Origin of the sequence: Paracoccus actinidiae (genome assembly GCF_030863885.1) — a bacterium.
In the GTDB taxonomy this organism is placed as follows: Bacteria; Pseudomonadota; Alphaproteobacteria; order Rhodobacterales; family Rhodobacteraceae; genus Paracoccus; species Paracoccus everestensis.
In genome coordinates this window covers 3,500,400-3,512,080 of sequence record NZ_CP132956.1, presented here as the reverse complement: position 1 = coordinate 3,512,080, position 11,681 = coordinate 3,500,400, and the positions used below count along the sequence as shown (strand labels likewise).

The 11,681-nt window shown below is 54.3% G+C and carries 5 protein-coding genes and 5 pseudogenes; 8 read left to right on the top strand and 2 right to left on the bottom strand.

Translation table 11 applies throughout. The features are described 5' to 3' along the window. Positions 1-543: a hypothetical protein gene (locus tag Q5701_RS17555; RefSeq protein WP_306752268.1), complete on the bottom strand. Its 543-nt coding sequence runs from the start codon at positions 541-543 to the stop codon at positions 1-3. Between the two features lie 269 nt (positions 544-812). On the opposite strand from Q5701_RS17555, the gene Q5701_RS17550 reads away from it, so the two are divergent. The 8 genes and pseudogenes from Q5701_RS17550 to Q5701_RS17515 all read left to right on the top strand — a co-directional run. Beyond that, positions 813-1,286: a hypothetical protein gene (locus Q5701_RS17550; RefSeq protein WP_306752267.1), complete on the top strand. Its 474-nt coding sequence runs from the start codon at positions 813-815 to the stop codon at positions 1,284-1,286. 101 nt (positions 1,287-1,387) lie between these two features. Beyond that, a pseudogene (locus Q5701_RS17545) lies at positions 1,388-1,527 on the top strand (IS5/IS1182 family transposase); the annotation flags it as partial. Positions 1,528-1,781: 254 nt separating this feature from the next. Beyond that, positions 1,782-2,625 (top strand): annotated as a pseudogene (locus Q5701_RS17540) (IS3 family transposase); the annotation flags it as partial. A 639-nt stretch (positions 2,626-3,264) separates the two neighbouring features. Continuing rightward, a complete protein-coding gene (locus Q5701_RS17535) occupies positions 3,265-5,658 on the top strand; it encodes a D-glucuronyl C5-epimerase family protein (RefSeq protein WP_306752266.1) in 2,394 nt (797 codons plus the stop codon). A gap of 244 nt (positions 5,659-5,902) precedes the next feature. Beyond that, positions 5,903-6,917 (top strand): annotated as a pseudogene (locus Q5701_RS17530) (IS5 family transposase). Between the two features lie 226 nt (positions 6,918-7,143). Beyond that, the gene (locus Q5701_RS17525) at positions 7,144-7,905 is read left to right on the top strand and encodes a hypothetical protein (protein ID WP_306752265.1); all 762 of its coding nucleotides are present in this window, start codon (positions 7,144-7,146) and stop codon (positions 7,903-7,905) included. Between the two features lie 95 nt (positions 7,906-8,000). Next, positions 8,001-10,283, top strand: a complete 2,283-nt coding sequence (locus Q5701_RS17520; protein ID WP_306752264.1) for a glycosyltransferase — start codon at positions 8,001-8,003, stop codon at positions 10,281-10,283. 230 nt (positions 10,284-10,513) lie between these two features. Beyond that, positions 10,514-10,756 (top strand): annotated as a pseudogene (locus Q5701_RS17515) (transposase); the annotation flags it as partial. Between the two features lie 18 nt (positions 10,757-10,774). Here the strand turns inward: Q5701_RS17515 and Q5701_RS17510 are convergent. Further along, a pseudogene (locus Q5701_RS17510) lies at positions 10,775-11,659 on the bottom strand (electron transfer flavoprotein-ubiquinone oxidoreductase); the annotation flags it as partial. Between the last annotated feature and the right edge of the window lie 22 nt (positions 11,660-11,681).

Genomic DNA, 11,681 nt, shown 5'->3' with positions numbered 1-11,681 from the left:
TCACACGACGAAAAAGCGCAGATCCAGGATCTCGATCTCGAGCGGTCCGGGGCGGAAGAACAGGATCAGGTCTCGCCATTGCGCCTGCAGCGGCAGGTTGGCGGCCTTGTCGATCTCGATCAGGTCAAGATGCGTGGAGGGCGCCGCAAAGGACACCAGGGCCTTGCCGAAGGGCTGGTCCACGAAGTCCCCGTCCCGGCCTGACCGAACAGTAAGGCGCGAGACCGTCGATTGGGGGGCCGAGCTGCGCGCGATGATGCCGAGCGCGGCAGCTCCCGTGAGGTTCATCGCGCCCAGGGGGATCGTCAGGCATTGCCATTGCGGAAACGATCGCGTCCGGCAGGTCAGGCTCAGCGACAGCAGGTTGTCCTGTCCGCTGCGATACTTTCCCCGCAACTGCCCGCCGGTCCCGTAGGACAGGGTGATGCCGTTCAGGATAACGGTCTTCTCGGCCGAGATCGTGCCGGTGCCCTCATAGGCGCGCAATACGCCGAGGGTGAAGCGGGCATCGGCATCGGGGCCGAGAAAGAGATTGTCCTGCATCTAAAACCCTTATCGTCCAAGACAAAATTTAAACATCGGTGCTGGATAGGGGAAAGGCCAAAGCGTGTCACGCACAAGCTTCGCCTTCTGCTGGGTAGGCCTTGGGTAGGGCGGCAGCAGCTTTCTTGCCTTTCCAGATCTGGCCCCGGATCCCTCTGGTTGCGTCCTGCATTGATTTGGAAGGATGTCGCGCAGCATTGCGGCTTTTACATCACTATCAACTGCTGTACCGACAGAGCATTCCGATCGCCCCATGAGGAGCCTCTGTGATGGACCATAAAAGCGCCGCAGCGTTGGGCTCTGCGATCGCGCCGGCTTCGGGATCGACGACCCGTAGCGCCACCGGATCCGCAACAACGCCCTGGAATCTGCAGCAGGAAAACAGCATCTTGCAGGCAAGGCTTGCGCAGCTTCAGGCGGAATTGTCGGAAAAGCAGCAGCTGCTGGAGAAGGGACAGGCCGAATATCGTGAGCGGATCGAGGATATCGTCGCCCTGACGGCCCATTACCGGACCCGGCTTGAGGATGCCTCGGAACAGGGTAAGGCACAGGCAGCCGAGACCTCTGCTCTGAAGCAGCAGGTGCAAGAGCTGGTACAACAACTGGATGAGGTCAGCAGACATCGTGATAGTTTGCTGAACAGCACCTCGTGGAAGATCACGGCGCCGCTTCGTGCCATGATAAGAATTCTGCGCGGATACCGAAAGGATGCTGTCCCTGACGGCGATATAAGTTCTGGGTGAGGTTGTCACCGGCGATGTTTCAGTAAGGGGCATCTCGAAAAATTGCGCTGACGGGCCGCCGGGGTAGGACGCAGGAGGCATTCGGCTGCTGGAGCGTGACGATGGCGCAGATGGGTTTCTTTGATCTTCGGACCGCTACGCGAGCCTGGGTGCCAAGCGGGACCCGCTGGTCGAGATCGAAGCCATCGCGCCCTGGGAGGAATTCCGCCCGACGCTGGAGCGTGTCTGGCGCAAGCCCGAGGTGTGTTCGGCGGCGTGCCCGAACGGGGCATCTACGACATGGAGTGCCCCCACTGAAGTGGTCCCCCACTGGGATAGAGTTATCCCCTTCAGGAGGACCAGCAGATGGCAGGCAAGCGGGACGAACCAGAAGTTATCGTTCTGAAGCTTCGGCAGATTGAAGTGCTTCACGGTGTTGAGAGACAACCACCATGGCCGGTGTATTGCCGCAGGAAGATATGTTCCCGAAGTGGTTGTTGTCGCCTCACCTGGAATATTGCCGAGCATCTATGGGTCAGGCACCATAAAAGCCGCGTTGGCCGTAGGCGCGTCGGTGGGCGCGGGGGAGTTTCCGACGAGGTGCGGCAAATCGGGGTAACCAAGCGGACGTATGATCGCGGGCGCAAGCAGTATGGCGGCATGAACCGAGATCAACTCAAGCGGCTCAAGGCGCTTGAGACGGAAACAGCGGCTGCGGCGCGCGGTGTCGGATCTGACCTTGGACAGTGAGGCGCGAGCCACTACTGGTTCAAGGCCGTGCGGAACGATCCTGAGCGAGGCGACACGGCGAACCGCAGGACCGCGCAGCGAAACGTCTGAGCCCTTCGCGCCGTCGCCGGTGCATTGACCATGTGCGGCAGGCGCTTGGCATATCCGAGCGCCGGGCCTGCCGCACCCTAGGGCGGCACCGCGCGACGCACCGCAAGGTTCCCTGCAGCGCCCCCGACGAAGAACAGCTGACGGAGAACATCATTGCGCTCGCTCGCACCGACGGGCGAGATGGCTATCGGATGATCGCCGGACTGCTGAACAACGCGGGTTGGCATGTGAACCATAAGCGCGTGGAGCGGATATGGGGGCGCGAAGGGGGTAAGGCGACCCGCAAAAACAGGCAAAGAAGGGCCGACTCTGGTCGAGCGACCAGTCCTGCGTCCGTCTCCGGCCAGAGCACCCGGACCACGTCTGAACCTGTGATTTCGCCCCGGGCCGGAGATATGACGGGCGGCTGTTTCGGACACTCAACATCATCGCCGAATTCACAAAGGAGGCCCTGGTGATCCTTGTCGGCCGCAAGCTCAACTCAACCGATGTGGTCAATGCGCTGACGGACCTGTTCATTATGGGGGCCTGCTCTGCCATTGCGGCGTTGGAAGCGATCCGGCGGCGCAGGGCGCGGCATGAGCATCTCCCGGAATTACCGATAGGGAGTTCGATGCTGCGCCCGAATCTCGCAATTCCGATGGCCTGTCGCGAGCCGCCACCGCGTCGTTCAGCACCGCCGCCAAGCTCGCCATCGACGCAACCGGAGCAGACCTGAGGTGCCAGGATTGGCTGGTGGCCCGATCAAACATCCACGCGGGGATCTCCAGCCAGCGATCGGACGCAATGCCGGTCAGGCTACAACGAAATGCCGGCTGGCTGGCCTTCTCAACGACCTCGTGGACATAAACCCGTCGGCCCGCCCACGGATGCCACGGATAGAGAAGCTCACGCTCATCAGTCCTGTGGGCGTTCTGTGATTGAGTTGTACAACACTGTCAGGCCGCACCGCCCCCTGGGATACCGCCTGCCCGCGCCGGAAGCTGTCATCCCGATAGACCAGCAGCCGAGGATGCACTAACAATCAACCCGAACCACTAGGTGGGGGCAGTCCAACCTCTGCTTCTAAACTAACGAACAATCGCTCCTGTCAGACGGGAGTACTACGTCTAACCTTGAAAAATTCGAGGCGTCTTACTTGCCTCTATGCGAGATATAAATGAAAGACTTCGACTCTCGGCATTCTGTGCCAATTATTAGGGCTCTGTCTATTACCTCTAGCTATCCCATATATAAAAGTTATAGTTATCGTCTCCGCGTTGGAAGTGAAGTGTCTCGAGAAAATCTCCCCATAGACGCGCTCCTCGTCCCAGGCGAAGCTGGCTCTAAAAAATTGATAGTAGCCTTCCATGGGGCGATTAACAGACGTGAAATAGAAATACCGAGGTATGAATGGCTTGGTCAGCTTGCAGGGCGTGATGAGCACAAACTATTCATATCAGATACAACATTAGAGCTATCACACGATCTAAATCTCGCATGGTATTTGGGAACGCCTCATTGTAATCTAATTTCGAAAATTGCTAAATTTATTAATCATGTTCGTCATGTAAATGAAATTAATGAAATAGTTCTGATGGGTTCAAGCGGCGGTGGATTTGCAGCGATGGCAATTGGTGCAGGACTGAACGGCTCCTGTAGTATTGCCTTCTCACCGCAATCTAATATTTGGGATTTCACCGAAGCGCACTCTAAAAAATTCAAAGAGTCTGTTTTCCTTAATGATGATTGGGACGCTTGTCAAAAGGAAATGGATAACCGTACTGATTTGATTAAATACTACTCTGAAGGCCGTCATTTAAACCATTATATATATTATCAAAATACTGGCGACGTTGATCATGTTAAAAAACATTGGAAGCGATTTTCTGAATCTCAAGGCGTCCGGTTGCAAAATGGTCGATCCTTCAATCAACAGGGTCTTTTCATATCAGATTTTGACGCCGATGGACACAGCAGGCCTCCAATTAAGAGGATGGACGAACTCATCAACCTTTCTTTTGACATGGCTAAGAAGCGCATAAATTTAATAGAAGATTCATGCGCTAGCGGATCAATATACGACTACAAATTTCAGATCGATATGGAAGCAATCGATCACGTTCCGTCTAACTGGCTGTTTTATTATAGCTCGTACAAAGCTTCCTTGCCAGCACCCAGTTCTACTATAGATTATACTCAGGGAGGTGTTCCGCTTCGAGTTATTTCTGATATAGCCTATGATCACCCTGTTCTACAGGCTCAAATTGCATTAAAATTACTAAACAATATTAATAATTCAAAATTGTCTGATAATGACAGAAATCATGCGGCTGAACATGCCCGTGCTACACTTCTCCATCTGGACAAGTACGCAGTATCCTTTAGATCAGCAAAATATTTTCCTTTTGGCTTTTCATGGCATCAGGATAACCTTCAGCCGCCTTGGTATTCAGCTATGGCCCAAGGTCAGGTGCTGCATACACTTCTCCATCTGGACAAGTACGCAGTATCCTTTAGATCAGCAAAATATTTTCCTTTTGGCTTTTCATGGCATCAGGATAACCTTCAGCCGCCTTGGTATTCAGCTATGGCCCAAGGTCAGGTGCTGCAACTCGCATGTCGCTATACTGAGCTTACTGGAAGTGACGAGTTTAGGGCCTTTGCGGAAAGAGTTTTCCAATCTTTCCTTTACCTTAGAAGTTTTTCTTCTAAAGATATAGGAGTAATTCACATCGACTCTTCAGGATACCTGTGGCTAGAAGAGTACCCGTATCCTGAGCATAATAAATTTGTCTTGAATGGGCATATTTTCGCTGCACTCGGCGTCTTCGAGTATTGGAGATTGACCAAATCGGAAGCGGCGAGGAGAGTATTCTGTGGGGCTTTATCAACTGTGCGAAGATATATCTCAGAATTTAGAAATCCTAGTTGGTCATCTCATTACGATCTAAGAAGCAGGCTTCTTATACGAAATTACCATTCTACCCATATATCGCTTTTGGAGCATCTATATATTCTGACAGGTGATAGCTTCTTTTCGCGCTCTGCTGACATCTTGGAAGAGGACTTTCCCCACTATCAGGGTGGTGGGTTAATGATAATAAATCCTGGAAAGCATACTGGGGTTAAGGCAGACAATACTCGTGTTCCAACTAAGATTATGCACAGATTGGATTTTGACGTTACAAGTCCTATTACTATTCCGTTCGCCGCGCGAACGAAGATGGAAACCGAGTCGGGCGTTTGGCTGTACGTAGAAGATGAGGGGCCTTATAAGGGGCTATGGTTTAAAGAGAAGGCGCAAGAAATATATCCCTTTGGTCAGATTGATAGACGTAACTATAATAGGCCGCGCTCTCTGTTACCAACCAAAAGTTTTCTTACTATAAACGGATTCAATGAAGAGGGAGTTCCTTCTAATCATACGGTTGTCCAAACCAATCCCGGATCACGGTATGAGGTTCTGGGCAAGGCACTTTGGAATGGTGTTTGGTACGCGCTTCTCAAAACAGAGCATCCAGTCTCGGTCTCGTGGCATGAGATGTCGTCTGAAGATGCTATCTTGGTTTGATCTCCGCTGAATGGTGATTTCCGCTGGTGGCCGATACGCAACGGCCACCAGCACTTGGTAATTCTCCTAGTTTTTAGATCCCATGATCGGACTGTAAGCTGACTAACTAAGGCCCGTGGACATTCATGGTTCACATGCCATCTGATTTCTGCTTCAGGCTTCCAAAATGGAGGTCTGAATGGGCTCTGTTGCACAAATCTAGTGAGGGATTCATGGTGTGAACCCAGCGTGGTAGCTGGGTGGCATGAGCAGACCCACACCCCCCGCCTACAAGACCAGGAACTGGCCAGCCTACAATGAAGCGCTGAAGCGCCGCGGCTCGCTTACGATCTGGTTCGATCCCACCATGACTTGGCATGCCGCGCCGACCGGCAAGCGCGGCAGACAGCCCGACTACAGCAATGCCGCAATCCAGACCTGCCTGACGATGAAGGTGTTGTTTGGCATGGCGCTCCGCCAGATCGAGCCATGGAAACGCCACTGGTCCGAGACCACGGCGAGGCGGCTTTGTCGAGAGCCTGCTGCGGCTGATCGGCCTGGACTGGTCGGTGCCCGACTTCAGCACGCTGAGCCGACGCCAGAAGACCCTGAAGGTCAACATCCCCTATCGCGGATCGGAAGGCCCGCTGCATCTGCTGGTCGACAGCACCGGCATCAAGGTCGAGGGCAAAGGCGAGTGGAACGCTCGTAAGCACGGCGGCGCGAAACGGCGCGTCTCGCGCAAGATCCACATCGGAATTGACGAGCAGACGCTGGAGATCCGCGCGGCAGAGTTCACCACCAGCGATGTCGGCGACGCGCCATTCGTCGGGCAAACAGTCCCCCGGACTGTTTGCTGACCCTCCTCATTGCCCGAACTGCTGGACCAGATCCTGCCCGATCAGGAGATCGCAACTGTCACCGCCGATGGCGCCTTCGACACCCGCAAGTGCCACGAGGCCATCGCCGCCCGAGGCGCTGCGGCAATCATCCCGCCTCGCAAGAACGCCAAGCCTTGGAAGCCTGACACCCCTGGAGCGATCGCACGAAACGAAGCCCTCCGCGCATCACGGCGCTTCGGGCGGACCATCTGGCGACGATGGAGCGGCTATCACCGCCGGAGCCGCGCAGAGACCAAGATGCGACATTATGTCAAACTACTTGGCCAGCGGCTGACCGCCCGGGACTTCGACCGTCAGGCCGCAGAGTTCCAGGTCCGTGTCGCCGTGCTGAACGGCTTCACCGCGCTCGGCATACCCATCACGGAAGCCGTGGGATGAGTCTGTCCGGGGAAAGGGAAACCCCGGCCATCAGACGATTTGTGCAACAGAGCCGTGTACCAGTGTCAAGATTACCATAACCAATTGACCCTACGGGGAGCGGTGACTACAGACCCCAAAAGGCAACTTAAAGTAGATTCCGCCATTGGTTAAAAGCCTTATTGGCAGCCTCTCTGTCCGCAGCCAAGATGATGGTTGCAAATGATAAAGAAGGAACTTAAGTTTTATGGGCACAGAAGTCCGTCTACGACAGACATCAACGTCTGCGGAAAGAGGCGAGGGTATTGTGTTCGGACTGGGCTCTGGCCGGTGTGGAACATTGTCCCTAGGGAATCTTCTGAATGGTCAGCCGGAAACAGTCTGCTTTCATGAACTCAACCCATCGGCCATGGCTTGGTCGGGCGCCGAAGCAACAATTGGATCCTTGATACGGGACTTCATCGCTATCCTAGGCGGCGGCGAGCTGGACATTACAGCGGATTTGGTAGTGCCAAACCGCAATGCGCCGCTGCAGCGTGCTCGCAGCTTGCCGAAAATATCCGCCATTGGCGATATTGGTAGTTACTACCTGCCTTATGTGCCATTCATGATCGGCCGGTGGCCGGGATTGCGCTTTCCGTGCCTGCGCCGGAACCGAGCAGAGGTGATAGCGAGTTTTGCAATGAAGCTGGCACAGCCAGCCTCTGCCGTGCCGCGCAATCATTGGTCGTCGCAGAAAGACAAGCGTTGGCGCCGAGATGCAATTTGGGACCGGTGCTTTCCAACATTTGAGGGGATGCTGGAAGAGGAGCTGGAGGCGCATATCGCTAGTTACTACGACCTGTACTATGAGAAGGCAGAGCACTTCGCCGCTCAATACCCCAATAATCTGCATATTTTTGATATTGAGGATTTAAATAGTTCTGAAGCCAGAAATCGCCTGCTTGATTTTTGCCTGCCGAACCGAGTTCACGTCGATTTCAAAGTTCATGAAAACTCAGGATACTAGATCTTTAGATGTTAAAGAACCTATTATATGCCTCTCGGAAACTTGGAATATTAAGCCAAACGGTGGCATAATTTACATAAGGAATCCTCTTTATTATGGATGATAATACTAAGAAAGAGATGCTTCTGATTGCCGCGGATGCTCTTCAATCTTATGGGCGCATTAAATCGTCTGCCACTTTGAGACGTCATGCTGGCAGCTTAGAATTAGATACTTCAGAGATATTTTCTGAGCAAACCCAAGAGCGACCATTCGGCGTATCCATCATTTTGCCTACCTTTAAAGGGGCCGGTCGGATTTCCCGCGCGTTGGACAGCTTGTTAGATCAGACTGAGGACAGGGCCAACTTCGAAGTTGTTATCGTCTCGAATGGCCCCTTAGATAAAACGCCAGACGTGGTGGCGGAGTACCAGAAGCACCACAGCGAATTACAAATTACCTTTTTAAGGACTAAAACGGCAGGAGCTTCAAACGCGCGGAATATTGGATTACGCCATGCTCGCTTTGCCTATTGCACCTATCTCGACGACGACGACTATATTTCGCCGCAGTACATCAGCGTCCTGCTGCAGCACGCAGAGCCAAACCGATTGGTGTTCGCAAAAATCATTGACTTCGATGAGGCTGGACAGCGGCCCTCACCTATTTCCGACCAAGTGCGGCAGGCTGTAGAAACCGAAGGCAGCAACCACATCTCGCGTCCCTTCTACGTCCGCAGTATTCTGTCCATGACATGCGCCAAGCTCGCGCCTACGGCGTGTCTCCTATATTTTGATTTCGATGTTGATCTGCACAGCGGGGAGGATGTGGTCTTCTGGACGGAGGTGATCGTCAAGCATCACCTTAACCTCTATGTTCCTGAGGATATAGATGAGGCAGTGTACTATCGTGAGGTCAGGCAAGGATCAGTTTCCCGGCGCACCGACGATTTCTCCTTTGCGGTGACAGAACGTCTAGAGGTGCTACTGCGCATTCAGAAAATGGAAGGCTTGGTAGCATCCACCATAGATGCAGAATGCAAAACGTTCTTGCAATCGCGTTATGCGGGTCAGAGCGGATTCATTATTAGCTTTCTTAGAAAATACAAAGAGCGGTACAGAGATTTCCTGAGCGAATGCAGAAGACTTTGCATACGCGAGGATATCATAAAGATGGTGAACGACCGCTTGGCTGACACATTGGTTATTAGCTACTGCTTTCCCCCATTCAACGACACCTCCGCCATTGTTATGACAAAGAGAATCATTGGCTGGCAGTGGCCAGTTCGCGTCATTTCTAATGATATGGGTGATAGGAGAAGCCGTAGTGCTGAACTTTATAATGTAATCGTCCCATACTTGGCCTCACATGTCGAACTGAAGACTTCTGTGTCCTTCGCACATGAAAGGCCAATTCGGGAATTCGCTGAACAATCCCTTAAGAGCTTCCAGGCAATTCCCAAGACTAAAACTCCTTCGAAAATTTATTCTCGATCGATGTGGGCAGCGTCTTCTTTTGCGGCGGCACTTATCAAAGTAAATAATCCCCATGTCATGTGGACCGCCGAGTTCTCCGATCCACTCGTGCTTGATATCCACGGGGAAGAGCGGAAAGGCGATGTTCCGCCGGATTGGTTGACATCCCTAGGCCTTCTTGAGGCAATCGAGAAGTTGGCTCCCGACCACGCAAGTACTAGCCAGATCTTCCGCCTTGCTGAGCTTCTGCCTTATATCTTGGCAGACGAGATCGTTTTTACCAATGAAGACCAGCGTCACTATATGCTCTCACAGCCGTGGTTGCAGACGGTACGTGATCGAGCGATGAGCATCTCGATGATATGCCCACACCCTTCCCTGCCATCGGAATACTACTCGATGGGTAGAGCGAGCGTCAGCGTGGATATGACCAAGGTCAATATAGGCTTCTTTGGATCGTTCTACGCTACCCGAGGTCTTCGAGAGGTCTTGGTCGCACTGAAGCACATATCGGCGCAGGGCGTCGACGGCGTAGTCCTTCACGTCGTATCATCTGATGCAAGTGCTCTTGTTGAAGAGGTAAATGCTTTTGGTATTTCAGCTCTCGTGCAAGTCCATCCAAGCTTGCCCTACTTTGACTGCCTCGCGTCGTTCCGCAGCATGGACTACCTCTTGGTAAATGACGCAGTGACTGCAGGCATCAAGCCGGTGAATCCCTATCTGCCTTCAAAACTAAGCGATTACCTTGGCGCTGATCAGCCCATCTGGGCTCTGGTGGAACCAGGCAGTTCCCTTTCTAAAGCTAACCTTCCGGCTGGCTCCATCATGTCGACATTAGGCGATGAGACAGAGTATTCTAAAACGTTGGTAGAAATGATCAGGGCCAAGTACACTCCGCAAACAGTGGAACTAGCAGCACTATAAGCTCCAGATGAAGTATTCGGCTTGCGTCCTACTTAGAGGTGGTCGCAGGAATTCGGACCAGTCGCTAAGCTCTGGCGATTGACGAAGGACTGATCTGCATGACGAAACGGAAGCGCTATTCGGCCGAGTTCAAAGCGAAGGTGGCGTTGGAGGCCCTCCGCGAGGAAGAGGTGGTCGCAGGAATTCGAACCAGTCGCTAAGCTCTGGCGATTGACGAAGGACTGATCTGCATGACGAAACGGAAGCGCTATTCGGCCGAGTTCAAAGCGAAGGTGGCGTTGGAGGCCCTCCGCGAGGACCTGACGACGGCCGAGTTGGCCAAGAAGTATGACATCCACCCCACCATGATCACGGGCTGGAAGAGAACTGCGATCGAGAACATGGCCTCGGCCTTTGGCGGCAAGGACACCGCTGAGCCGACGATTTCCGCGGGTGAGGTCGAAAAGCTGCATGCCAAGATCGGCCAGATTATCCCGCCCCCGCCCCTTTCATCACATATTCGGGTAGTTTGGTCCGTCGCCGCCTTGCGGGGTGGTCCAGACGATGTTCTGGCTGGGATCCTTGATGTCGCAGGTCTTGCAGTGGACACAGTTCTGGAAGTTGATCACGAAGCGCGGGCCCGATGCGTCCTCCACGACCTCATAGACGCCGGCGGGGCAGTAGCGCTGCGCGGGTTCGGCGTATTCGGGCAGGTTCACCCGGATCGGGATTGTGGGATCCTTCAGCCGCAGGTGGCAGGGCTGGCTTTCCTCGTGGTTGGTGAAGGAGAACGCCACGTTGGTCAGCCGGTCAAAGCTGAGCTTGCCGTCGGGCTTGGGATAGTCGATGGGCTTGAACTTGGCGGCCTTGCCGGTGGCCTCGGCATCCGTCTTGCCGTGCTTCCAGGTCCGCAGGATGTTGCGGCCCGTCAGGCCTGCCCCCCACATGTCCATGCCGCCGAGGATCAGCGACGGCCACAACCCATAGCGCGACCAGGCGGGCTTGACGTTGCGGACCTTCTTCAGGTCCTGGCCGATGGCGCCGGTGCGCACGGCAGTGTCATAGTCGCTCAGCCGGTCGCCCTCGCGGCCCGCGGCAATCGCCGCCGCCGCCGCTTCCGCCGCCTCGATCCCCGAGATCATCGCGTTGTGGTTGCCCTTGATGCGCGGCACGTTGACCATGCCCGCCGAGCAGCCCAGGAGCACGCCGCCGTTGAAGCTCAGCTCCGGCAGCGACTGGTAGCCGCCTTCGGAGATCGCACGGGCGCCATAGGAGATGCGCTTGCCCCCCTCCAGCAGCTCGGCCACCATCGGGTGGTGCTTGAAGCGCTGGAACTCCATGTAGGGATAGAGATACGGGTTCTCGTAGTTCAGGTGCACCACGAAGCCCACCATCAGCGCTTGCCGCCCTCCAGCAGCT

Coding starts and splice junctions, on each gene's coding strand:
- Q5701_RS17555 (WP_306752268.1), bottom strand. CDS start 543: ATGCAGGACAATCTCTTTCTCGGCCCCGATGCCGATGCCCGCTTCACC.
- Q5701_RS17525 (WP_306752265.1), top strand. CDS start 7,144: ATGGGCACAGAAGTCCGTCTACGACAGACATCAACGTCTGCGGAAAGA.
- Q5701_RS17520 (WP_306752264.1), top strand. CDS start 8,001: ATGGATGATAATACTAAGAAAGAGATGCTTCTGATTGCCGCGGATGCT.
- Q5701_RS17550 (WP_306752267.1), top strand. CDS start 813: ATGGACCATAAAAGCGCCGCAGCGTTGGGCTCTGCGATCGCGCCGGCT.
- Q5701_RS17535 (WP_306752266.1), top strand. CDS start 3,265: ATGAAAGACTTCGACTCTCGGCATTCTGTGCCAATTATTAGGGCTCTG.